The 22,351-nt window shown below is 71.5% G+C and carries 20 protein-coding genes; 7 read left to right on the top strand and 13 right to left on the bottom strand.

Annotation, left to right across the window (positions count from 1 at the left end):
• Positions 1-258: 258 nt before the first annotated feature.
• The 6 genes from MDN94_RS12940 to MDN94_RS12915 all read right to left on the bottom strand — a co-directional run bounded on the left by MDN94_RS12940 (position 259) and on the right by MDN94_RS12915 (position 7,737).
• Positions 259-1,368 (bottom strand): LCP family protein, encoded by a 1,110-nt coding sequence (locus MDN94_RS12940; RefSeq protein WP_482725978.1) that lies wholly within the window; start codon positions 1,366-1,368, stop codon positions 259-261.
• Between the two features lie 59 nt (positions 1,369-1,427).
• Positions 1,428-3,533 (bottom strand): bifunctional polysaccharide deacetylase/glycosyltransferase family 2 protein, encoded by a 2,106-nt coding sequence (locus MDN94_RS12935; protein ID WP_482725977.1) that lies wholly within the window; start codon positions 3,531-3,533, stop codon positions 1,428-1,430.
• Between the two features lie 529 nt (positions 3,534-4,062).
• The gene (locus MDN94_RS12930) at positions 4,063-4,470 is read right to left on the bottom strand and encodes a helix-turn-helix domain-containing protein (protein ID WP_482725976.1); all 408 of its coding nucleotides are present in this window, start codon (positions 4,468-4,470) and stop codon (positions 4,063-4,065) included.
• A 160-nt stretch (positions 4,471-4,630) separates the two neighbouring features.
• Positions 4,631-5,623: a GNAT family N-acetyltransferase gene (locus MDN94_RS12925; protein ID WP_482725975.1), complete on the bottom strand. Its 993-nt coding sequence runs from the start codon at positions 5,621-5,623 to the stop codon at positions 4,631-4,633.
• A gap of 132 nt (positions 5,624-5,755) precedes the next feature.
• A complete protein-coding gene (locus MDN94_RS12920; RefSeq protein ID WP_482725974.1) occupies positions 5,756-7,021 on the bottom strand; it encodes a L,D-transpeptidase in 1,266 nt (421 codons plus the stop codon).
• Positions 7,022-7,323: 302 nt separating this feature from the next.
• The gene (locus MDN94_RS12915) at positions 7,324-7,737 is read right to left on the bottom strand and encodes a hypothetical protein (RefSeq protein WP_482725973.1); all 414 of its coding nucleotides are present in this window, start codon (positions 7,735-7,737) and stop codon (positions 7,324-7,326) included.
• Positions 7,738-7,844: 107 nt separating this feature from the next.
• Here MDN94_RS12915 and MDN94_RS12910 point away from each other — a divergent pair, with 107 nt between their 5' ends.
• Positions 7,845-8,129: a hypothetical protein gene (locus tag MDN94_RS12910; RefSeq protein WP_482725972.1), complete on the top strand. Its 285-nt coding sequence runs from the start codon at positions 7,845-7,847 to the stop codon at positions 8,127-8,129.
• Positions 8,130-8,193: 64 nt separating this feature from the next.
• Here MDN94_RS12910 and hutH read toward each other — a convergent pair whose 3' ends face one another.
• From hutH to MDN94_RS12885, 5 genes are all read right to left on the bottom strand, one after another.
• Complete coding sequence (gene hutH / locus MDN94_RS12905) at positions 8,194-9,735, bottom strand: histidine ammonia-lyase (protein ID WP_482727062.1); 1,542 nt, start codon at positions 9,733-9,735, stop codon at positions 8,194-8,196.
• A gap of 91 nt (positions 9,736-9,826) precedes the next feature.
• Positions 9,827-10,993, bottom strand: a complete 1,167-nt coding sequence (locus tag MDN94_RS12900; protein ID WP_482725971.1) for a GGDEF domain-containing protein — start codon at positions 10,991-10,993, stop codon at positions 9,827-9,829.
• 83 nt (positions 10,994-11,076) lie between these two features.
• Positions 11,077-11,877: an enoyl-CoA hydratase/isomerase family protein gene (locus tag MDN94_RS12895; protein WP_482725970.1), complete on the bottom strand. Its 801-nt coding sequence runs from the start codon at positions 11,875-11,877 to the stop codon at positions 11,077-11,079.
• Positions 11,878-12,424: 547 nt separating this feature from the next.
• Positions 12,425-13,636, bottom strand: coding sequence for an adenylate/guanylate cyclase domain-containing protein (locus MDN94_RS12890; protein ID WP_482725969.1), 1,212 nt, complete (start codon positions 13,634-13,636; stop codon positions 12,425-12,427).
• 142 nt (positions 13,637-13,778) lie between these two features.
• Positions 13,779-14,636 (bottom strand): biotin--[acetyl-CoA-carboxylase] ligase, encoded by an 858-nt coding sequence (locus tag MDN94_RS12885; protein WP_482725968.1) that lies wholly within the window; start codon positions 14,634-14,636, stop codon positions 13,779-13,781.
• A 148-nt stretch (positions 14,637-14,784) separates the two neighbouring features.
• Here MDN94_RS12885 and MDN94_RS12880 point away from each other — a divergent pair, with 148 nt between their 5' ends.
• Both MDN94_RS12880 and MDN94_RS12875 read left to right on the top strand, forming a co-directional pair.
• On the top strand, positions 14,785-16,392 hold the full coding sequence (locus tag MDN94_RS12880; RefSeq protein ID WP_482725967.1) for an acyl-CoA carboxylase subunit beta: 1,608 nt from the start codon (positions 14,785-14,787) through the stop codon (positions 16,390-16,392).
• Between the two features lie 32 nt (positions 16,393-16,424).
• Positions 16,425-16,631 carry an acyl-CoA carboxylase epsilon subunit gene (locus tag MDN94_RS12875; protein WP_189466524.1) on the top strand — a complete coding sequence of 69 codons (207 nt, stop codon included), beginning with the start codon at positions 16,425-16,427 and terminating at the stop codon, positions 16,629-16,631.
• Between the two features lie 52 nt (positions 16,632-16,683).
• Here the strand turns inward: MDN94_RS12875 and MDN94_RS12870 are convergent, their stop codons facing one another.
• On the bottom strand, positions 16,684-17,820 hold the full coding sequence (locus MDN94_RS12870; RefSeq protein WP_482725966.1) for an SGNH/GDSL hydrolase family protein: 1,137 nt from the start codon (positions 17,818-17,820) through the stop codon (positions 16,684-16,686).
• 78 nt (positions 17,821-17,898) lie between these two features.
• On the opposite strand from MDN94_RS12870, the gene MDN94_RS12865 reads away from it, so the two are divergent.
• The 3 genes from MDN94_RS12865 to MDN94_RS12855 all read left to right on the top strand — a co-directional run bounded on the left by MDN94_RS12865 (position 17,899) and on the right by MDN94_RS12855 (position 19,702).
• A complete protein-coding gene (locus MDN94_RS12865; RefSeq protein WP_482725965.1) occupies positions 17,899-18,519 on the top strand; it encodes a TetR/AcrR family transcriptional regulator in 621 nt (206 codons plus the stop codon).
• A gap of 48 nt (positions 18,520-18,567) precedes the next feature.
• Positions 18,568-18,696 (top strand): morphogenic membrane protein MmpB, encoded by a 129-nt coding sequence (gene mmpB, locus MDN94_RS12860; RefSeq protein WP_259372230.1) that lies wholly within the window; start codon positions 18,568-18,570, stop codon positions 18,694-18,696.
• A gap of 388 nt (positions 18,697-19,084) precedes the next feature.
• The gene (locus tag MDN94_RS12855) at positions 19,085-19,702 is read left to right on the top strand and encodes a nucleoside triphosphate pyrophosphatase (RefSeq protein ID WP_482725964.1); all 618 of its coding nucleotides are present in this window, start codon (positions 19,085-19,087) and stop codon (positions 19,700-19,702) included.
• 12 nt (positions 19,703-19,714) lie between these two features.
• Here MDN94_RS12855 and MDN94_RS12850 read toward each other — a convergent pair whose 3' ends face one another.
• Positions 19,715-20,176, bottom strand: coding sequence for a hypothetical protein (locus tag MDN94_RS12850; RefSeq protein WP_482725963.1), 462 nt, complete (start codon positions 20,174-20,176; stop codon positions 19,715-19,717).
• A 380-nt stretch (positions 20,177-20,556) separates the two neighbouring features.
• On the opposite strand from MDN94_RS12850, the gene MDN94_RS12845 reads away from it, so the two are divergent.
• Positions 20,557-22,311: an acetyl/propionyl/methylcrotonyl-CoA carboxylase subunit alpha gene (locus MDN94_RS12845; protein ID WP_482725962.1), complete on the top strand. Its 1,755-nt coding sequence runs from the start codon at positions 20,557-20,559 to the stop codon at positions 22,309-22,311.
• Positions 22,312-22,351 lie beyond the last annotated feature (40 nt).

Here is a 22,351-nt window from a genome sequence, read left to right as displayed (position 1 = left end):
CGTCCCGCGACGCGTACCAGAAAGCCCTGTCCGACTCGGGTACGGGCGGACCACCACGGAGATCCTCCCGGCCGGGAGCCTCCGTTCTTCCCGGCACGGGCAACCCACCAGCAGTATCCGGCCCGGAAGCCGGCGGGCTACTGCGGCACCGGGGGACGGGAGTCGAGCCGTCCGCCCCTGTGTTCCCCTGACGGCACGACACCTCCGTGCGGCACGGGCCGGGACGGACCGCCTGAGGCATCGGCGCCGCCCGCCCGTTCAGCCCTGGACCGTGACCGGACGGTCCGCGCGCAGTTCGGCGAAGAGCCTGGCCGACTTCTCCTTGTCCCAGACGACGACGCTGCCCTTGGAGGTGGCCAGGCCGGTGGTTCCGACGGGGACGTTGAGCTGTTTCCCGTTGCCCGCGGACACCGAGCGCATCGCCTTGAACAGACGGGACAGCTCGGGCAGTCCGGTGGACTTGTCCACGATGAGTGTCTCCAGGCCCGCGCCGGCCGTCCCGAACACGGCGGACGGGCTGAACAGGACGTCCCGGGAAGCGGCCTTCGTGGCCAGGGCGGCGAGGAACTTCTGCTGGTTGCGGGAGCGGCCGAGGTCGCCCTCCTTCTCCTGGTGGCGCTGTCGTACGAAGGCCAGCGCATCACGGCCGTCAAGGATGTGACAGCCCTTGGTGAGGTCGAGCCCGGACTTCGCGTCGACGATGCGCCGGTCCACGCACATGCGCACGCCGCCGACCGCGTCCACGATGCCGACGAAGCCGGCGAAACCGATCTCGGTGTAGTGGTCGATGCGCAGGCCGGTGTTGGACTCCACGGTGCGGACGAGGAGCTCGGGGCCGCCGAGGGAGAATGCCGCGTTGAGCTTGTTCTTCTCCCGCTTGTGGTGGACGCCGGTGTTCGGGTCGACGTAGGAGGGGATCGTGACCCAGGAGTCGCGCGGCAGGCTGGTCAACGTCGTACCGTGGGCGCCGGTGTGCAGCACCATCATCGAGTCGGTGCGACGGCCCTCGGAACCGATCGAGGAGCCGGTGTGCAGGTCTCTTGACTGCTGCTCGCTCAGGCCCTCGCGGCTGTCGGAGCCCACGATCAGGTAGTTGGTGCCCCTGCCGGTGGCGGGCCTGTCCGGCAGCGCGGACAGGTCGACCTCGCTGTCGAGGCGGGAGTCCGCCCACACGTAGGTGCTCGCGCCGCCGAGCAGGCCCAGCAGGACCAGCAGACAGAACGCGCGCAGAACGCGGCGGAAGCGCGAGCGCGGCTGCCTCGGCCGACGATCACTGCGCTTGTATCCGCCGCCGTCGGCCGGCGGCGCCGGCTCGTACGGGTCGGACGGCATCGGCACGTACGGCTCGTAAGGCGTCGGCGTGTACACGTGGTGCAATTCCTCGTGACCGTGGGGTGTGGGCGTCAGTGGGCCGGGATTCAGGGTCGTCACCTCGTAACCGGCAGGCCGCGGTCGCCGGCCGTCCTGCCGATGTGCTGGGCCGCCGCGGCGGCCGTACCGGAACGGTGCATGCGCTGCCACTTCAACCGGCTGCCGCCCAGGAAGGCGACCACCGACTGGATGACCACGAGATACATCAACTGCCGGTAGACCAGCAGCTGGAAGGGCAGCGCCCACAGCGTGCGGCGGCGTTCTCCGTCGAGTCGCAGAGCATACGCCGCCACGGCCATCTGCACGGCCAGAAAACCGATCCACGTCGCCATCGACTTCACCGGCGAGCTGGTGAACAGGGCGCTGTAGAGCATGAAGACGTCGATGACCGGTGCGAGGAGCGGCAGCACCACCTGGAAGAGGAAGAGGTACGACAGGCCGCGCCGCCCGAAGCGCCCGGCGGGCCCGACCTCCAGTACGGCCCTGCGGTGCTTCCACATCGCCTGCAGGGTTCCGTAGCACCAGCGGTAGCGCTGGCGCCACAACTGCCTTAGGGAAGTTGGCACTTCGGTCCAGGCGATGGCCGTCTCCTCGTACACGACCCGCCAGCCGGCCCGCCACAGCGCCATCGTGAGGTCTGTGTCCTCGGCGAGGGTGTCCTCACTGAGGCCGCCCACGCCTAGGAGCGCGTCGAGCCGGAACGCGCCGATGGCGCCCGGAACCGTCGTCATGCACTCCAGGACCTCGAACATCCGGCGGTCCAGGTTGAAGCCGAAGACGTACTCCAGGTGCTGCCAACGCCCGAGGAGGCGCTTGCGATTGCCCACCTTGGTGTTGCCGCTGACCGCGCCGACCGCCGGATGGGCGAGCGGCTGGACGAGGCGCTGAATGGCGTCAGCCTCGAAGACGGTGTCCGAGTCGACCATCACGATGTACGGGCAACGGGCATATCGCAGGCCGTGGTTGAGGGCAGCAGCCTTGCCCGCGTTGGACTGGCACACCACCTGCACCCGCGGGTCCCGGTGTGCGTACTCGTTCGCGATCTCCACGGTGCGGTCCGACGATCCGTCGTCGATCACGATGATCTGCAGCCGCTGGTGAGTGGAGGCGAGCAGCGAGCGCAGGGTGCCGCCGATCCCGGCCTCCTCGTTGTACGCGGGGACGAGCACGGTCACCGGGTCGCGGATCTCACGCAGCCAGGGCGCGCCAGGGCGGTACCGCTCCAGGCGTTTGACGTGCGCGCGGGCGAAAAGGACCAGGACGAACAGACGCAGGAGGCCGAGCCCGGCCGCGACGGTCAGCACCCAGGTGAGGGCGGCGACGAAGCTGCGGCCCAGCTTCTGGAACCAGATGAGACCGGTGCCCGACCACCGTTCGATCGTGCCGACTTCCGTCATGGCGGGCGCCTCGGCGCGGACGCCCTCGGAGATCGTGGTGAACCGCCGGGCGTTCGGATCGGTGAGCAGTTTCCCCGTCTCGCGGTGGGCGACGGAGGTCTGGCTGAACTGGCGGACGACCCCGTCGGCGGGCTTGCGCCCGGACCGGTCCGCGGCGACCAGGAGGTAGCCGTCGGCCGAGACGCTCCGCGCGACAGGCCACTCGGCACCGCACAGGGTGGGAACGGTGGTGGTCGACGGCATCCGCAGCAGCGAGGTCCGGAAACCGTCGGCGCCTGCGAACGCACTCTGCGTGAGGCCAAGTTCAAGAGTCCTGCGCGCTGCGGAGGCGGCGCCGAGGTCGGCACCGGTGTAGGTGTTGGAGCCGATCTCGTGCCCTTCCACCCTGATCTGCCGGACGAGCTCGGGGTACTGGGCTGCCTCGGCGCCACTGAGGAAGAACGTGGCGTGCGCGTCGTGCTTCTTGAGCAGGGCCAGCAGTCGCGGGGTCCAGTACGGGTCGGGGCCGCCGTCGTAGGTGAGGGCGACGGTGCCCGCGGGCATCGAGGCCGACTTCACACGGTCTCCGTGCACCGCGAGGACGGGGCCGGCGTCGGTGGCGGCCTGGGGCACCGGCTCGGTGCAGGCCTGTTTGGTCGGGGAGCCGTCGACCTCGTTCTGCGTCCAGCCCTGGAAGAGCAGGGCCCCGAAGAGGACGGGCAGGGTGAGGATGAGGAGCAGCCAATGCGCCCTCGGATCCCTCGCTTGCTTGTGCCGTGCCGCCATCAGGCGGCGCGCTCGGCATGGTTGTCCGGTTGGTTCAGACCTCGACGCGGAGGCCGCGTCGACCACCCGCTCTTCACGTACCACTCACACATGGGAGGCGAGTGTATTGACGTCGCGCCCTGCGATTTGGGGCATTGCGAAACAACTGGGACCGATGCGGGACGTGATAAACGGCACACCTTCGGCGTTGAGTACAACCATTTGCCGTCCTGGCGACCTGCCGGCGGTCGTCCGTATCACCGCCGTCCGGAGCGCGATGGGGTGGGCACGCATGGCCGTCCCTCCCGCCCCCACTCACGGACCGTGCTTCCCGTAGTAGGCGAGCCGAACGTCCGGCTCCCATCGATCCGGGTGGGGGTGGCCGCCACCTTCGCCCTGCGTCTGGCCGAGGTGTCAGCCGGTACGTGGCGTCGCCGACCGGCCTTGAGCGCCTTGCCCCGAGCAGCGGGGCGGTCATCCTGCCGGGCGGCCGGTGAGGGGCCCGCCGGGACGAGGCACCGGGTCAGGACCGAGAGCCAGAGGCCGATCGTCACGCGGCGAGGCGCACGTCGCCCTGCCGTGCCGCCCCCACGCTCCGGCCGAACCGGACCGTGGTGGAGCGGACCGGGCGGACGAGTTCGCGGTGGGACAGGGCGAGCAGGTCCGCGAGGCCGAGGCCCAGGGCGTGCGCGGCGGCGGCGAGGATCTCCGAGGAGGCCTCCTTGCGGCCGCGTTCGAGCTCGGAGAGGTAGGGCACGGAAATCCTGGCGGCGTCCGCCACGTCCTTCAGTGTGCGCTCCTGCGCCAGCCTCTCGCGCCGCAGGACCCCGCCGACGACCTCCCGCCAGAGCGGCTCTCCGGGCGCCCGCCCCGGTGCCGGCGCCGGCCCGTCGGGGGTCGGCGCCACGGCCGGGCGCAGGGGAACGACACGGGCTCGGTTCGTCTCGTGGCTGCTCACCCGCCCAGCGTAGAAGCGCCGCAACGGGCTGTGGAGCGGAAGCGGTTGCGCCGGGGGCGAACGTCTTCCCGTGGCCGCGGCTCGACGCGCCCCGGTCCTGGGACGGGAGCAGGCCTGCCTGGCGGTCACCTGCCGGGCACGGGGCCGAGCGGGGGACGGCTCACAACTTGATCTGGAAGTACCCGATCTCGCGTTCGCGCCGGTAGCCGAGTTGTTCGTTGACGGCCAGCATCGGGCCGTTCTCGTCGGCGACGGTCGTGGCCGTCTCGCGTACGCCCGGGCACTCGGTGGCCACGACGCCCATCATGTGGCGCTTGACGGCGAGGCCGAGGCGGAGGCCGCGGTGGGCGGGTACGACGGCCGTGTCGTACTGCATGGCCCGGACGTCGGACGGGTCGCGCAGGACGAGTTCGGTGTAGGCGGCGACGGTGTCGGCGCCGTCGGCCGTGTGCACGACGGCCGAGGAGAGTATGACGCCGCCGCGGTCCTCGATCACGCGGGCGGCCGCCCGTACCCGTGCCGCGTCCCACTTCGGCACGGAGCTGTCCACGTCCCCCATGGGAGCGTCCTCCATGGCGTTGTGGGCCTCGGCGAAGGCGTCGGCGAGCCCGTCGGGCACGACACCGGTCCAGTGGGCGTAGGCGTACCCGTCGGGGAGCGCGAGGGGCACCGGGTGGGCGGCGAGCGCTTCCTGGAGGTTCTGCACGTACCAGGCCAGCGGGAGGGCGTTGTCGAAGCCACGGCGAGAGGCGAACTCCGCACCCGGGCCGCCGAGTTCGAGCACCGTCGAGACGGACGTGCGGCCGTCCGCGGCGAGCTCGTCCCGTACGGCCGCCCAGAGCCGGCTCCCGACGCCGCGGCGCCTGGCCCTCGGGTGGACGGTCAACTGGTCGAGGAACGCGGTGTGCAGGTTGTTCTCGTCGGTGAAGAGCACCACCGATGCCACGCCGTCGTACGAGCCGTCGGCCGCCACGGCCGCGTGATGGACGGTCCGGCCGTTCACCGACGACGTCCGCAGCTTCCCCTCGGTCTCCACCCGGCCCGGCGCGGGCACGTGTCCGGGCAGGTCGTGGAGGTGCGCGGCACGGACGACTGTGTGCCAGGCATCCACGGCGGAGTCGGAGGGCGGCGCGGGGAGGGTGGTGATCGTCATGCCGGGGACAGTACGTCCCCCTCCCCGGCGGCCGCTCGGAATTACGGCCGCCGCTGCCCGCGCCGGGGCCCGGAACGACGACGGTGGCGGCACCCGCGAAGGGTGCCGCCACCGTCAGGTGTCACGGGCGGGTCAGACGGCCGAGCCGGCCTTCCACTGCGCCCAGTCCATGTTCCAGCCGTTCAGGCCGTTCTCCGGCTTGATGGTGGTGTCCTTGGAGTTCTTGACGATGACGACGTCACCGACGATCGAGCTGTTGTAGAACCAGGCGGCGGGCTGCTTCGGGTCGCCGGCGCCCTTGACGTCGTTCAGGCCCACGCAGCCGTGGCTGGTGTTGGCGCTGCCGAAGACGGAGTCCGGTCCCCAGTAGTTGCCGTGGATGAACGTGCCCGACGTGGACAGCCGCATGGCGTGCGGCACGTCCTTGATGTCGTACTCGCCCTTGCCGTCGTCGTCGGTGAAGCCGACCGTCGCACCGTTCATCCGGGTCTCCTTGAACTTCTCGGAGATCACCATCTGACCGTTGTACGTCGGGTTCTCGGAGGAGCCGGCGGAGATCGGGATGGTCTTGATCGTCTTGCCGTCCTGGGTGACCGTCATGATCTTGCTGGAGGCGTCGACGGTGGAGACCTGGTTGCGGCCGATCTTGAAGGTGACCGTCTTCTGCTGGACGCCGTAGACACCGTCGGCGCCCTCGACGCCGTCGAGCTCGAGCTTCATGGTGACGGTCGAGCCCTCCGCCCAGTACTGCTCGGGGCGGAAGTCGAGGCGCTGGCTGTTGAACCAGTGGCCGACGACCTCCTGGCCGCTGCTGGACGTCACGGTGATCCCGGACTGGACGGCCTTGCGGTCCGTGATCGCCTTGTTGAAGTTGATCGACACGGGCATACCGACGCCGACGGTGGAACCGTCCTCCGGCGTGAAGTTGCCGATGAAGCTGTTGGCCGGCGAGACGGTCGTGAACGACGCGTTCTCGTGGGCCTCCAGACCGTCCGCGTCCTTGGCCGTGGCAGCGATCTTGTACGTGGTCGAGCGCTCGAGTTGGGCGTCGGGCTTCCAGCTCTTGCCGTCGGCGGCGAGGGTGCCGGGCACGGCGGTGCCGTCCGCGGTCGTCATCGTGACCTCGGACAGGGTGCCGTCGGTGACGGTGACCTTGGCCGCGTTGTTGATGCTCGCGTTGGTCGAGCCGTTCTTCGGCGAAATCGCTATTCGCGCCTTCGAGACCGCCTTCGCCGCAGCCTCGTCGATCTGCGCCTGTGACGTCTTCGAGGCCTCGGCAGCCGCGTCCTGACCGTCCCCGCCGCTGCAGGCCGACAGGGCCAGCACACCCCCGAGCAGCACGGATGCGACCTTCCATCCGCTGCGCCGCTTGCTGTCCGTCATCACACGCGTCTCCATCGTTGCCGAGTCCCCTGATCAACCACTGTGGACAACCCCATTTCAGGTCATCCGGTTCCACATCGGTACACGATGTGGGGAACAACACCTCACCGGGTGCGCCCGTCGGGCTCCTCGCCCGCCTGGTACACCTCCCACCGAACTGATCGACGCTGCATCCGCCTCATCGGTTGCACCATCCGGCTTCGTCATTCGATTGTCGCCCCCGCGCTCCTGACCGGGAAAGCCCGTTCGGAAGTGCGGGGGACGCCTGCCCCGGCGATCCGGGCCCGAAGCGTGTAACAGGTCACCTCCCGGTCCCGTTACGGCCAACGGCCGGTATCACCGTCGCCGTCATCCTCGACGCCGTGGTCGTTCTCCAGCAGCGGGTAACCGTCCGGGCCCGGTTCGTAACCATCGACTTCGTCCTCGTCGATGTCGAACTCCCAGTCTGCGGAGTCCGGGTCGTACTCGATCTGCTCGCAGCTCCACGATGCCTGCGCGAGCTCGATCCCCGGCACCTCGCTGACCAGGTCGAAGGGATCGACCAGATACGCCAGGGCTTCCGCCTCCTCCTCGCGCACCGCGGACTGGGCATGCGTCCGCTCGTCGTCAGGCATGAACTCGTCGTCCGCGATCCGTTCGAGCGCCGCTCCGGTCAGGGCGCCGGAGTCCTCGACCTCGATCACCAATTCCACTCGCAGCCGCACATAGCGTGATGTCTCAGGGGTGGTCATACGACGGAGGGTATGGCCCTTCGGGCCGGGACTTTCCCACGACCCGCTGCTTTCACTAGCATCGCCCCACCGGCCAATTCGAGGATGCCTCAAGGGGGATCGACTTCGTGTCCGTCGCACGTCGACCGCTGCTCACCGCCACAGCCGCAGGGACCCTTCTGTGTGCGCTGTGGTTCGTCCCCTCGGCGAATGCCACCGCCGAGAGACAGGCCGCGCAGGAGTCCGGAGACTCGCGTTCCGGGGCGGCGGCGCAGGCGGCCGGCGAGGAGCTCCTGCTGGCGCAGACAGGCAGCGTGGACACCACCCCGTACGTGATCGGCGGCACGGTGTCCCTCGGTATCGGGGCGGGTTTCGTCGCGTACTCGATGCGGCGGCACCCCGGCACCGCCTGACCGGCCACCGACACCGAGGCCGCCCCCGCCGTGACGGTGGGGGCGGCCTCGGTGTCGCGGGGGGTCAGGCGAGCGGCCCGGTCACCTTCTCCACGGCGGCGACGAGCTGTCCCTCCCGTACGAACGTGTCCGCCGCGGCCAGGTCCGGGGCGAGGAACCGGTCCGGGCCGGGGCCCTCGACGCCCGCCGCACGCAGCGCCTCGATGGCGGCGCGCGAGGCCGGGGCCGGGGTGAGGTGGCGGCGCAGCTCTATGGCGCGGGTCGCCGCGTACAGCTCGACCGCGATGACGCGCGTCAGGTTGTCGACGGCGGTGCGCAGTTTGCGGGCGGCCGACCAGCCCATGGAGACGTGGTCCTCCTGCATGGCGGAGGACGGGATGGAGTCGGCGGAGGCGGGGACGGCGAGCCGCTTCAGCTCGCTGACCAGCGCGGCCTGCGTGTACTGGGCGATCATCAGGCCCGAGTCGACCCCGGCGTCATCGGCGAGGAACGGCGGCAGCCCGTGACTGCGGTTCTTGTCGAGGAGCCGATCGGTGCGGCGCTCCGCGATGGAGCCCAGGTCGGCGGCGGCGATGGCGAGGAAGTCCAGGACGTAGGCGACGGGCGCGCCGTGGAAGTTGCCGTTGGACTCGACGCGGCCGTCGGGGAGCACGACCGGGTTGTCGACGGCGGAGGCGAGCTCGCGGTCGGCGACCAGGCGGGCGTGGGCCATGGTGTCGCGGCCGGCGCCGGCGACCTGCGGGGCGCAGCGCACCGAGTACGCGTCCTGGACGCGGGGCGCTTCTTCCTCCTGGAAGTGGCCGGTGAGGCCCGAGCCCTCGAGGACGGCGAGCATGTTGGCGGCGGCGGCGCCCTGGCCCGGGTGGGGGCGAATGGCGTGCAGCTCGGGGGCGAGGACCTTCTCGGTGCCGAGCAGCGCCTCGAGCGTCAGGGCGGCGGTGATGTCGGCCGACTTGTAGAGGCGGTCGAGGTCGGCGAGCGCCATGACGAGCATGCCGAGCATGCCGTCGGTGCCGTTGAGGAGGGCGAGGCCCTCCTTCTCGCGGAGCTCGACGGGCGCGATGCCGTGTGCCGCGAGCAGCTCGCCCGCGGGGCGCACGGAGCCGTCGGGGCCCTCCGCGTCGCCTTCGCCCATGAGGGCAAGGGCGCAGTGGGACAGTGGTGCGAGGTCGCCGGAGCAGCCGAGGGAGCCGTACTCGTGGACGACGGGCGTGATGCCGGCGTTCAGTACGTCGGCCATCGTCTGCGCCACTTCGGGGCGGACGCCGGTGCGGCCGGAGCACACGGTCTTCAGGCGCAGGAACATCAGCGCGCGCACGACCTCACGCTCGACGCGCGGGCCCATGCCCGCGGCGTGGGAGCGCACGATGTTGCGCTGCAACTGGGCACGGAGTTCGGGGCTGATGTGGCGGGTGGCGAGGGCGCCGAATCCGGTGGAGACGCCGTAGACGGGCTCGGGCTTGGCGGCCAGCGCGTCCACGATCCCGCGGGCCGCGGCGAGGGCGGCGACGGCCTCGGCGGAGAGCTCGATCCGGGCGCCGTGGCGGGCCACGGCGATGACGTCATCGGCGGTGGTACCGGACGTCCCCACCACGACTGTTTGCATATCCATATTCAGCAGCGTACGGATTGAATCCAAACCTGTCACCACCGGTACGCGGTCCGGCCCCTTACAAGCTGGTCACGGCGCGCGGCCGTCAGGGCTCGCTCCACGGCTCGTCATCCTCCACTTCCGGGCGGGCGTCCCGGAAGCGACGGCGGTCCTGCGCCGACCGGGGCGGGGAGTCCGCAAGCCGCATCACCGTGCCGTCCCGTCCGGCCACCACCGGCTTCGGGGAGCGCGCGGCCTTGGCCCGGTACTGCGCCGCGTCCGCCAGCCGGAAGAGCCGCCGGGCCGACGGCACCTCCCCGATCGGGTCACCGGTCGACGCGACGCCGCACGCGACGCCCTCGCCGAGCTCCAGCTCCTTCGCCCGTACGCACAGATCCTCGGAGACGCCGACCACCTCGTCGGCACTCGGCCCCAGCGTGACCAGACAGAACTCGTCCCCGCCGAGCCGGGCCGCCAAAGTTCCCGGCAGCATCGCCCCGCACAGGGACAGGACGGAGCCGAATCGTTCCAGCAGCCGGTCGCCGACCGCGTGCCCCCGGGTGTCGTTCACCTGCTTGAGCCCGTTGACGTCGCACACCACCAGGCTGACCACGGAACCGTCCGCCCGGTGCCGCTCGAGCGCCTCGTCGAGCCGGGTGTCGACGGCGCGACGGTTGGCGAGGCCCGTGAGCGGATCGGTGAACGCGAGCCTGCGAACCTCCTCCAGCCGCTCGGTCTGCGCGATGCCCGCGGCCACGACCGAGGCCAGGACGGTCGCGAAATCGGCGTCCTCCCTGTCGAACACGGGCGCCGCTTCCGGCCTGGCCACGTACAGCTCGCCCCATGCCCTGCCGTGCAGCACGATCGGCGCGACGACGCAGCAGCCCCGGCGGCGCCGGCGCAGCGCCGCCACCCTCTGGTGGCAGTAGCCGTGGCCGGGCGTCGCGGGCCCCTGGGCGGTCTCCACCCACGCGTCCGGCTCGCCCCCGCCCGCCCAGCGCTCGTGCAGGAACTCGGTGATCTCCGGGAAACGGTTCACCGGATAGGTCTCGGACTCCGGGAACTCATCCTCGTCCGGCGCGCGTTCACCCGCGTTCACGAGCACCCTGAGCCGCCCCCGCTCGCGCTCCCACACGGACAGGGCGGCGAACGACCCGGAGAGCGCGCCGCACGCACCGAGGGCCGCCGCCCGCCAGGACTCACGCGGGGTCGTCGCCGCGGCCATCGCCTGCGCCAGCGCCACCACGGCTCGCAACCGCCCATCCACAGCCATCCCCCCAGCTTAGGGAGGTTTCTGCCGATTTGATCAGATCTGCTGACCCGGGACGTGGACCGGCCAGGAAACCGGTCCCCCGCTCACTCCCCCGGCCACTGCGGCTTCCGCTTCTCGTTGAAGGCCGCGACGCCCTCCGCACGGTCCCCGGAGAACGCGGTGGCCCGCCACGCCGCGTCCTCGACCTCGAGCCCGGCGCGCAGATCGAGCCCCTGCCCGAGCCGCATGGCCTTCTTCGCGTTGCGCAGCCCGACCGGGGAGTTCATCGCGATACGGGCGGCGAGCGCCAGCGCCTCGGAGCGTGCGTCCTCGGCGAGGACGTCGACGAGCCCCAACTCCCTCGCCTCCGCCGCCTCCACGCGCCGGGCCGTGAAGACGAGCTCGGCGGCGCGGGCGGCCCCGACCCTGCGGGGCAGCAGCTGCGTACCGCCACCGCCGGGGATGACACCGACGGACACCTCGGGCAGCCCCACGACCGCGGTCGCGTCGGCGACGATCACATCGCAGGACAGCGCCAGCTCGAAGCCACCGCCGAGCGCGAAGCCGTGCACGGCTGCGACGGTCGGCATCGGGAGCTCCAGCACACCGGTGTACGCGCGCCGGGCGGTGGGCCGCTGCCGCACCAACTCGGCGTCGGAGAAGGAGTTGCGCTCCTTCAGGTCGGCGCCCACACAGAAGGCGCGCTCACTGCTCGACGCGACCACGGTCACCCGCACGTCCCGGTCCGCCGCGAGCGCGTCACAGGCTTCACCGATGGAACGGGCCATCTCGGTGGAGACCGCGTTCATGGCCTTGGGGCGGTCGAGGACGAGCTCGGCGACGTGGCCCTGCTCATGCCTGCGCACGACGACGAACTCGCCGAACCGCTGCTCGGACTCGGACATGGGGCACCCTCCCGGTTAACGATGGTTCACCGGGATCATAGGCGCGCCTTGGCTCCCCGGGGCCGTTTCCCCCACCCCGCCCCTTCCCGAACAGGGCTCCACCCGGACCCCGCACCCCACTCGCCCCGGCGCCCTGGTGGCCGCGGACCCCCGTCGTGCCGTACGGATCCTCGGCTCCACCGCTGGGGGGCTCCCCGCGGACCCGGCCCCGCGCTCCGCGAGCTGTCACGGGGCTCATCCCGCTGCGCCCGGCGGCCCGCGGGAGGTGCCCCCGGCCGGGCTGGACATCGCTTCGCGAGTCATCTCTCGGCGGAAGCCTTTGAAGCCTCGCCGGCGCTTGAGGCGCTGGGCCCCGGGCGGGCCGGATCTCGCTCCGCGGAACCCGTCGGCGGGGCTTGCAAGGCCCCGCCGACGATTGAGGCCGCCGGGGTTCGGAGGCAGAGCCCCCGAAACGCCGCGCGGAGCGCGGTGCGGGGTCCTGGGCCTGACCCGTTCGGGGGAAGGGGCGGGGCAGGGAAAGGCCGCCGGAGGTGACGGGACCGCGGCGTCAGGACGGGCGGCGCGAGAGGAGCCACGGCTCCACCACGCCGAGACCTCGCACCGGCCGCTGCCACATCGGCTGGAGCGCGAAGCGGTACGTGGGGACCTCGCGCCCCTCCTTCTCCGCCTTGACCGCTTCCTCCGCCGCCTCCGCCTCCGAGGCCGGCGCGTCCCCTGTCCTGATCACTTCCTCGGCGAACGCCCCGTCGACCAGTACGGCGTCCTTCGGAGCTATCGACGTCAGCCGGCTCGCCAGGTTCACCGTCGTGCCGAAGACGTCGCCCATGCGTGTGGTGACCGTGCCGAAGGCGATGCCGACCCGCAGCGCCGGCATCGACTCGTCGTCCGTCATCGTCTCGATGAGCCGCAGGGCGATCTCGGCGGCCGTGCCGGCGTCGTCCGCGGCGTACAGCACCTCGTCGCCGAGGGTCTTGATGAGCCGGCCGCTGTGGGCGGCGACCAGGTCCGCGCACGTGGTCTCGAAGGATTCGACGAGCTCGCCGAGCTCCTCTTCCTCCAGGCGGCGGGTCAGCCGCGTGAAGCCGACCAGGTCGGCGAAGCCGACGGCGAGACGGCGGTCGACCATCTCCTCGTCGTCCGCGGCCTGGACGACACGGCCGGTCGCCGCCGCCAGCTGCCGTCGCCACACGTAGACGAGGAACTCCTCGAGTTCCGGCAGCAGCAGCTCGACCAGCGGATAGGTCACTTCGGTGCGGGTCATGCCGGGCTCGGGCGGCTCGGTGAGCCCTTCGAGGAAGGAGTCGATCTGCCAGTCGGCCAGCCGCGCGGTGGTCTGCCCGGTGGATCGGGCGACCTGGACCGCCATGGGTTCGCTGAGCAGGCCGGCCTCGACCAGGCCGGCGAGCCGGCGCAGGGCCAGCACGTCCGCCTCGGTGAGGGCCTTGGCCTGTCCGATGTCGGCGAAGCCCATGGCCCGCCAGAAGCGGGCGGCGAGCTCCATGGAAACGCCGGCGGTGCGGGCCGCCTGGAAGGCGGTGTAGCGGCGCTCGGCGCCGAGGATCAGGTGTTCCAGCCGTATGGCCAGCGGGTCGTCCGACGGCTCCGCCGTGTGGTCGACCTCGTGGTGGGGCTTCGGGTGCACCGACCCGGAGGACCCGGACCCGGCTCCCGAGGACCCCGATGACGAGGCGGACGCGCCGGAAGAGCCGTCCGACGGCGGCTGCGCGCCCGCGCCGGAAGTGGTGTCGTCGACGGTCACCAGCCGCCTCCTGCCCGTTCCCTGCGCAATGCCCTGCCGATCTGTCGCGCGATCGCCTCAACGATACGGCAGGTGTGCCCCAGCTCACGTCCCGGCGGCCGAGGAGGTTCTTCCACGGCCGCCGGGGACGGCGCGGTGGCCGTCAGCGCGCCGGCCGCAGGTGCACGATGTCGCCCGCGCTCACCGAGTGCCGTTCGCCGTCCGCGGTGGCAAGGACCAGCCTGCCGTCGCCGTCCAGGGCGACCGCCTCGCCGGTGAGGGCCATGCCGCCCGGCAGCTCGGCCCGCACGTCGCGGCCGAGGGTGGCGCAGCCGGCCGCGTATGCCTCCTGGAGCCCGCAGGCGGCCGGGTCGCCGCCGGCGGTGCGCCAGGCGGTGTACCACTTCTCCAGGGAGCGCAGGACGGCCCGCAGCAGGGGGTCACGGTCGGTGGACACGGCGTCGGCGAGGGCCAGGGAACCCGAGGTGGGGACGGGCAGCTCGTCGGCGTGGAGGGAGACGTTGATGCCGAGTCCGAGCACCACGCCGTCGTCCCCGGCGCGCTCCGCGAGGATGCCGCCGGCCTTGCGTTCCTCGCCGTCGACGACGACCAGCAGGTCATTGGGCCATTTGAGGGACATGTCCGTGCCCGCGGCCCGCGCGAGCGCGAGCGCGGCCGCGACACCGGCGAGCAGCGGCAGCCAGCCCCAGCGCGTCACGGGCACGTCGGGGCCGGGCCGCAGGAGTACGGAGAAGAAGAGGCCGGAACGGGCAGGAGCACTCCAGGTGCGGTCCAGCCGGCCCCGTCCCGCGGTCTGCTCCTCCGCCACGAGCACCGCCCCCTCCGGCAGGGAGACGGCCCGTGCGGCCAGGTCGGTGTTGGTGGAGCCGGTGGACGCCACCACGTCCAGCGAGGTCCACAGGCCGCCGGGCACGATGACGGCGCGGCGCAGGACGGAGGCGTTCAGAGGAGGCCGCTCGAGGTCGGACCAGCGGCTCTCGGGCGCATTCGGAGGCGTCATGCAAGCCAGGTTAGGTGTGGCCAACGCCGCACTGCTGAACGGTATCCGCGCCGATACGCTACGAGTCAGTAGCAACCGATCGTTAACACGTCCCGGTTACCCAGTCCCCGTAAGCCGTCCCCGTGACCAGCCAGGGAGCCGCATCCCGATGTCCGAGCCGGAAAACGCCCTCTCCCAGAATCCGAGCAGCCACACCACCGCGGGAAAGATCGCGGATCTTCAGCGCCGTATCGAAGAGGCGACACATGCCGGCTCCGCGCGTGCGGTGGAAAAGCAGCACGCGAAGGGCAAGTTGACGGCCCGCGAGCGGATCGATCTGCTGCTGGACGAGAACTCCTTCGTGGAGCTCGACGAGTTCGCCCGCCACCGCTCGACCAATTTCGGGCTGGAGAAGACACGGCCGTACGGGGACGGTGTCGTCACCGGCTACGGCACGGTCGACGGCCGCCCGGTCGCGGTCTTCTCGCAGGACTTCACCGTCTTCGGCGGCGCTCTCGGCGAGGTGTTCGGACAGAAGATCATCAAGGTGATGGACTTCGCGCTGAAGACCGGCTGCCCGGTCATCGGCATCAACGACTCGGGCGGCGCCCGCATCCAGGAAGGCGTCAGCGCGCTGGGCATGTACGGCGAGATCTTCCGCCGCAACACCCACGCCTCCGGCGTCATCCCGCAGATCTCGCTGGTCGTCGGCCCCTGCGCGGGCGGCGCGGTCTACTCGCCGGCCATCACCGACTTCACGGTGATGGTCGACCAGACCTCGCACATGTTCATCACCGGCCCCGACGTCATCAAGACCGTCACCGGCGAGGACGTCGGCTTCGAGGAACTGGGCGGCGCCCGCACCCACAACACCACCTCCGGTGTCGCGCACCACATGTCGGGCGACGAGAAGGACGCGATCGAGTACGTCAAGTCCCTCCTGTCGTACCTGCCGTCCAACAACCTCTCAGAGCCGCCGTCCTTCCCCGAGGAGGCGGACACCGCGGTCAGCGAAGAGGACCGCGAGCTGGACACACTGATCCCGGACTCGGCGAACCAGCCGTACGACATCCGCACCGTCATCGAGCACGTCCTCGACGAGGCCGAGTTCCTCGAGACCCAGTCGATGTTCGCCCCGAACATCGTCACCGGTTTCGGCCGGGTCGAGGGCTTCCCGGTCGGCATCGTCGCCAACCAGCCGATGCAGTTCGCCGGCTGCCTGGACATCAACGCCTCCGAGAAGGCCGCACGCTTCGTGCGCACCTGCGACGCGTTCAACGTCCCCGTGCTGACCTTCGTCGACGTCCCCGGCTTCCTGCCGGGCGTGGACCAGGAGTACGGCGGCATCATCCGCCGCGGCGCCAAGCTGATCTACGCCTACGCCGAGGCCACCGTCCCGCTGATCACGGTCATCACCCGCAAGGCGTTCGGCGGCGCCTACGACGTCATGGGTTCCAAGCACCTGGGCGCCGACCTCAACCTCGCCTGGCCCACCGCCCAGATCGCCGTCATGGGGGCCCAGGGCGCGGTGAACATCCTGCACCGCCGCACCATCGCCGCCGTCGAGGGCGCCGAGGAGCAGGAAGCGACGAGGGCACGGCTCATCGAGGAGTACGAGGACGCGCTGCTCAACCCGTACACGGCGGCCGAACGCGGCTACATCGACGCCGTGATCATGCCCTCGGAGACCCGGGCACAGATCGTCAAGGGCCTGCGCCAGCTCCGCACCAAGCGGGAAAGTCTGCCTCCCAAGAAGCACGGGAACATCCCCCTGTAGGGGCTCCGGGGACACGAGGAAGGGACGCGACGATGATCAGGGTCGTACGAGGAAACCCGACTCCCGAGGAGCTGGCCGCCGCACTGGCGGTGGTCCAGGCCCGCGCCGCGGCGAGCGCCGGTGCCGCGGCCGGGGAACCGCGGATGCCGGAGGGATGGTCGGATCCGGCGCGCATCGCCCGCAGCAGCCGGCCACTGCCCGGCCCGCGGGCGTGGGCACGCAGCTACTGGCCGGTGTGACAGCGCGGTGAGCGGAGGCCGGGCCCTGCACGGGGCCCGGCCTGCGCGCTGTTCAGAGCACCTCGGCCAGCAGTTCGGCCATGACCTGGTAGCCCTTGTCGCCGGGGTGCAGGCGGTCGCCGAAGTCGTAGGCGGGGTGCAGACGCCCCGGGTCGGCGGGGTCGGCGAGAGCGCGGTCGAAGTCGACGACGGCGTCGTACTCGCCGCCCGTGCGGATCCACCGGTTGATCTCCGGGCCGACGCGCGCGGAGTGCGCGCCCCAGTGGTCGGACCCGGCCAGCGGCAGGAGTGTCGCGCCGACTATCCGGACACCCGCGGCGCGGGCCTGCCGGATCAGCTCCCGGTGGCCCGCGACGACTTCCGCCGAGCTGACGACGGGGGCGGGTTTGTACGTCGGCTCACCAGGGGCCTCGCTGAAGCCGATGTCGTTGAGCCCCTCGAGGACGACGACGGTGGAGACGCCGGCTGGCGCGAGGGCGTCGCGACGGAAACGCGCGGTTCCCCTCTCGCCGTACCAGGCCGAGTCGTTGAGCAGGAGATTGCCGCCGATGCCGGCGTTGAGGACGGGCCGGCCGGTGAGTTCGGCGAGCGCGTCGGACCAGCGGCGGTTCGCTCCGGGCGTCGAGCCGAAGCCGTCCGTGACGGAGTCGCCGAAGAGGACGATCCCGTCCGCGCGTCCGGCGGCGACCTCCACACCGGCGAGGTGGTACCAGGACGCGGTGACGTCGGTGAACGCCGTTCCCGACAGCTCACCGCGCCGGTCGCCGCCGGCCCGGTAGGAGTCCGCCCAGGCCTGGGAGTGGAACGTCACGGGGCCGGTGGTGCCGGTGAAGTACAGCGTGACCGTCACGGACCCGAGCCGCTCGACGGGCAGGCCGGCCGGATCGCTGCGCAGTTCGGCCCGCGGGGGGACCACGGCGGACCGCGCTCCGCCGAAGGTGAGCTCCCGGACGGACCCCTCCTCGATCGCGGCGCCGCCGGCGGAGCGGGCGACGGTGGCCCCGGTGAGGTGCAGCGGGGACGTGCCGTAGGCGTTGGAGAGACGGACGCGCAGGCGCTCGCCGGCGGCGGTGACGCGCACGACCTGGCGGACGGTCTGGTGCGAGAAGCCTTCCTGGGACCAGTTCGGGGTGAAGCCGGTGCTGGGCATCTGGGGAGAGGCGGCCCAGGCCGCGGTCCATTCGCTCATGACGTACCCCTCTTCCCGCCACTAATGGGCGGAGAGTTCCATTAGGATGAAGGCACGCTAACAGAGTTCGCGCCACTAATGGAACGGGAGACCCGTTTGGAAGCCACCCCAGGTACGGTCCGCCCCGGCGGCCGCACCGCGAAGGTCCGCGCGGCCGTTCTCGCCGCCACCCAGGAAGCACTGGTCGACGGCGGGTTCCACGCCTTGAGCCCGGACCGGGTCGCGGCAGCCGCGGGCGTCGGAAAGACCACCGTCTACCGGCGCTGGCGGTCACCGGCCGGCCTGCTCGCGGACCTGCTGCGCGACATGGCCGAGCAGTCCCTGCCCGCCGCGGACACGGGATCTCTGGAAGGTGACCTGCGCGCCAACGCCGCGCTCGTGCGCGACACGCTCGCCGATCCCCGCATGGGCCCCGTATTCGCCGCCGTCATCGCGGCGGCCGCGTGCCACGAGGAGTGCGCGGACGCCCTCCACGGCTTCTACGCGACCCGGCTCACGGAATGGGTGCCGGCGGTCGAACGGGGCCTCGGCCGCGGCGAGATCCCGGCCGGCACCGACCCGCTGGAGGTCCTGCGGGCGGTTTCAGCGCCCCTGTACTACCGCTTCGCCGTCAGCCACGAGCCCCTGACGGCCGACACCGCGGAGCGAGCGGCGTCGGCGGCGCTGGCGGCAGCGCGGGCGGGTGCCTTCGTGGTTTGAGTACGCATACTCAGGCGCCGGGCCGCCTGCATCAGCACCATCGAAGGCATGCTGTGGTCCGACCCTGAGAACGAACCGCCCAAGGAACTGCGCGACATGCAGACGATGCTGCGTCGCGCGGGGCTGGTGCTGGCGCTGGCGATGGTGGTGGCGATGTTCGCGGCGGGCCTGCGTTGAGCGGGGGCACGCGAGCCGCCTGCGGCGGGCTGGTTCCCCGACCCGCCCCTTCCCGAAACCGGGGGCTCCGCCACCTACGCCTGCGGCGTGGGGGGACCCTCACCGGACCCCCGCACCTCGAACGCCGGCGAGGCTCGAGTGGCCGGGCAACTTCAGCCCGCCCGGGGGCACCTCCCACGGCCCCCAGGCCGTAGGGCGAGCTCGAGGGCACCGTACGAAGCGCGGCTCGGGGTCTCGGGCCTGCCCCGCCACACGGCGGAGCCGCACATCGGCACAGCGGGAAAGGGCGGGTGGTGGAACGGCCCCGCGTAGCGGTCACGCCCCGGCGGCCGCGGCCTCCCCGAGCAACCCGCCCGGCGGCCACGCCCCGCCACCTACCATGTCCCCCATGACCACCCCGTCACCCCACCGCCCCCGTCTCGTCCTCGCCTCCGCCTCCCCCGCGCGGCTGAATCTGCTGCGGCAGGCCGGGCTCGCGCCGGAAGTGATAGTCAGCGGCGTCGACGAGGACGCGCTCACCGCGACGACCCCCGCCGAGCTCGCGCTCGTGCTGGCGGAGGCGAAGGCCGCGGCCGTCGCAGCGCGACCGCAGGCGGCCGGGGCGTTGCTGATCGGGTGCGACTCGGTCCTGGAGCTCGACGGCGAGGCGCTCGGCAAGCCCGCCGACGCCGAGGAGGCGACCGCCCGCTGGAAGGCGATGCGCGGCAGGGCGGGCGTCCTGCAGACGGGGCACTGCGTGATCGACACGGTGACCGGACGCCGTGCTTCCGCGACCGCGTCGACGACCGTGCGGTTCGGCGAGCCGACGGACGCCGAGATCGCCGCGTATGTCGCGAGCGGCGAACCGCTGCACGTCGCGGGGGCGTTCACGCTGGACGGCCGCTCGGCCCCGTTCATCGACGGCATCGACGGCGACCCGGGCAACGTCATCGGGCTGTCGCTGCCACTGCTCCGCCGGCTCCTGGCGGAGTTGGGCGTCTCGATCACGGACCTCTGGACCGCCTGAGCGGACGGCGGGTCAGGCGGGTGCCGGACCGCCGACGGGTGCCACCGGGTCGTCACCGTCGGCCGGGCCGGCCGACGCGGGAGGCGCGGGAGACGCCGTCGGGGGCTGCTCCTTGCCGTACACGATCAAGGACGCGACGAGCAGGCCCAGCACCGTCATCAGGAACGCGAAAGCGCTCCATCCGACGAGGCCGACCGCCACCGCTCCCAGCACCCCGTGCACGACGGCGAGCGTGATGAGGGCGATGCGGGCGAAACGGCCCGGCGCCCGGTCGCGTATGCCCGCAATGAGGAGCAGCACGCCGCACAGGGCGAGGAAGAGACCGGACCCTATGCCCAGTCCCCACGTCGCGGTCACCATCACGTCCGGGTCCATGCCGTCCAGGGACATCCGCTGAGCGCCGACGAACGTGGCCATGACTCCGTTGAGCACCACGATGCCGACGGCCTCGATCAGCAGGACAAGCGCAGCCACCACGGCCACCGGTCTGCGCACCACGGCGCCCCCAACCCTTTGTGTACCGGAAGTACGTACGACAGCCGCGAGGCTACTGACCGGTAAACGCGGGGACAAGGGTTCCGGCACGCTCGGTCCCGGGGCAAAGAATCGTTGGGCCATTCGTAGGGACTCCACAAAGAAACGTGTCGCGCCGCTGCCCCCGCAGACAGAGACCTTGACCACACCAGAGGGCTACTGTGCTCGGGAGGAACCCGTCGTACCGTGGTGCGACAAGGGATTTCGCGATCGAGCGAGCCTCGAATCACGCTCCGTGTGGGCAAGCTCACCATTGGGGACGGGTCGAAAGGCCGTGTCGGCAGTCCCTAAACTCAGCTTGTTTCAAGGAGGGAGCCATCGTGCGCAAGGTGCTCATCGCCAACCGTGGCGAAATCGCTGTCCGCGTTGCCCGTGCCTGCCGGGACGCCGGGATCGCAAGCGTAGCCGTCTACGCCGATCCGGACCGGGACGCATTGCATGTCCGCGCGGCCGACGAAGCGTTCGCCCTGGGCGGTGACACCCCGGCCGCCAGTTACCTGGACATGGCCAAGGTGCTCCAGGCCGCGGCCGATTCGGGGGCGGACGCCATCCACCCCGGATACGGATTCCTGTCCGAGAACGCGGACTTCGCCCAAGCGGTCATCGACGCCGGCCTGACCTGGATCGGCCCGCCCCCGCAGGCCATCCGTGACCTCGGTGACAAGGTCGCCGCCCGTCACATCGCCCAGCGCGCCGGCGCGCCGCTGGTCGCCGGCACCCCCGACCCGGTCTCCGGCGCCGACGAGGTCGTCGCCTTCGCCCGGGAACACGGGCTGCCGATCGCCATCAAGGCCGCCTTCGGCGGCGGCGGACGCGGCCTGAAGGTCGCCCGCACCCTCGAAGAGGTCCCGGAGCTGTACGACTCCGCCGTCCGCGAGGCGGTCGCCGCCTTCGGGCGGGGCGAGTGCTTCGTCGAGCGCTACCTCGACAAGCCCCGTCACGTGGAGACCCAGTGCCTGGCCGACTCCCACGGCAACGTGGTCGTCGTCTCCACCCGCGACTGCTCGCTCCAGCGCCGCCACCAGAAGCTGGTGGAGGAGGCCCCGGCGCCGTTCCTGTCACAGGCTCAGAACGCGGAGCTGTACCGCGCCTCGAAGGCCATCCTCAAGGAAGCCGGCTACGTCGGCGCCGGCACCGTCGAGTTCCTCGTCGGCACCGACGGCACCATCTCCTTCCTCGAGGTCAACACCCGCCTCCAGGTCGAGCACCCGGTCACCGAAGAGGTCACCGGCATCGACCTGGTCCGCGAGATGTTCCGTATCGCCGACGGCGAGGAACTCGGCTACGACGACCCCGCGGTGCGCGGCCACTCCTTCGAGTTCCGCATCAACGGCGAGGACCCCGGCCGGGGCTTCCTGCCCGCGCCCGGCACCGTCACCTCGTTCAACCCGCCCACCGGCCCCGGTGTCCGCCTCGACGCCGGTGTCGAGTCCGGTTCCGTCATCGGCCCGGCGTGGGACTCGCTCCTCGCCAAGCTGATCGTCAGCGGCGCCACCCGCGAGCAGGCCCTTCAGCGCGCCGCGCGTGCGCTGGCCGAGTTCGAGGTCGAAGGCATGGCCACCGCCATTCCCTTCCACCGCGCGGTCGTCGCCGACCCGGCGTTCACGGCGGACCCCTTCCGGGTCCACACCCGCTGGATCGAGACCGAGTTCGTCAACGACATCAAGCCGTTCGCCCCGGCCGGCACCGACGCGGACGAGGACGAGGCGGGCCGCGAGACCATCGTGGTCGAGGTCGGCGGCAAGCGCCTCGAGGTGTCGCTGCCGTCCTCGCTCGGCATGACCCTCGCACGCACCGGCCTCGCCGCCGGCGCCAAGCCCAAGCGCAGGGCCGCGAAGAAGTCGTCCTCGGCCGCCTCCGGTGACACCCTCACCTCCCCGATGCAGGGCACCATCGTCAAGGTCGCCGTCGAGGAGGGCCAGGAGGTCAAGGAGGGCGACCTCGTCGTCGTCCTGGAGGCCATGAAGATGGAGCAGCCGCTCAACGCGCACCGCTCCGGCACCATCAAGGGCCTGGCCGCCGAGGTCGGCGCCTCCCTCACCTCCGGTGCCACCATCTGCGAGATCAAGGACTGACACGTCCGACCGACTGCTGAAGGGCCCCCGGCACCCGTGC

This window comes from Streptomyces sp. WAC00040, from assembly GCF_056835925.1.
The sequence above is the reverse complement of the archived record's forward strand: the minus strand, read 5'-3'. Positions and strand labels throughout refer to the sequence as shown.

Bases quoted from the DNA above. Each gene is read 5' to 3' on its own strand.
- MDN94_RS12875 (WP_189466524.1), top strand. From the start codon at position 16,425: ATGATCAGGGTCGTACGAGGAAACCCGACTCCCGAGGAGCTGGCCGCC.
- hutH (WP_482727062.1), bottom strand. From the start codon at position 9,735: ATGCAAACAGTCGTGGTGGGGACGTCCGGTACCACCGCCGATGACGTC.
- MDN94_RS12915 (WP_482725973.1), bottom strand. From the start codon at position 7,737: ATGACCACCCCTGAGACATCACGCTATGTGCGGCTGCGAGTGGAATTG.
- MDN94_RS12895 (WP_482725970.1), bottom strand. From the start codon at position 11,877: ATGTCCGAGTCCGAGCAGCGGTTCGGCGAGTTCGTCGTCGTGCGCAGG.
- MDN94_RS12885 (WP_482725968.1), bottom strand. From the start codon at position 14,636: ATGACGCCTCCGAATGCGCCCGAGAGCCGCTGGTCCGACCTCGAGCGG.
- MDN94_RS12920 (WP_482725974.1), bottom strand. From the start codon at position 7,021: ATGGAGACGCGTGTGATGACGGACAGCAAGCGGCGCAGCGGATGGAAG.
- MDN94_RS12935 (WP_482725977.1), bottom strand. From the start codon at position 3,533: ATGGCGGCACGGCACAAGCAAGCGAGGGATCCGAGGGCGCATTGGCTG.
- mmpB (WP_259372230.1), top strand. From the start codon at position 18,568: ATGCTGTGGTCCGACCCTGAGAACGAACCGCCCAAGGAACTGCGCGAC.
- MDN94_RS12870 (WP_482725966.1), bottom strand. From the start codon at position 17,820: ATGAGCGAATGGACCGCGGCCTGGGCCGCCTCTCCCCAGATGCCCAGC.
- MDN94_RS12925 (WP_482725975.1), bottom strand. From the start codon at position 5,623: ATGACGATCACCACCCTCCCCGCGCCGCCCTCCGACTCCGCCGTGGAT.
- MDN94_RS12880 (WP_482725967.1), top strand. From the start codon at position 14,785: ATGTCCGAGCCGGAAAACGCCCTCTCCCAGAATCCGAGCAGCCACACC.
- MDN94_RS12900 (WP_482725971.1), bottom strand. From the start codon at position 10,993: ATGGCTGTGGATGGGCGGTTGCGAGCCGTGGTGGCGCTGGCGCAGGCG.
- MDN94_RS12865 (WP_482725965.1), top strand. From the start codon at position 17,899: ATGGAACGGGAGACCCGTTTGGAAGCCACCCCAGGTACGGTCCGCCCC.
- MDN94_RS12855 (WP_482725964.1), top strand. From the start codon at position 19,085: ATGACCACCCCGTCACCCCACCGCCCCCGTCTCGTCCTCGCCTCCGCC.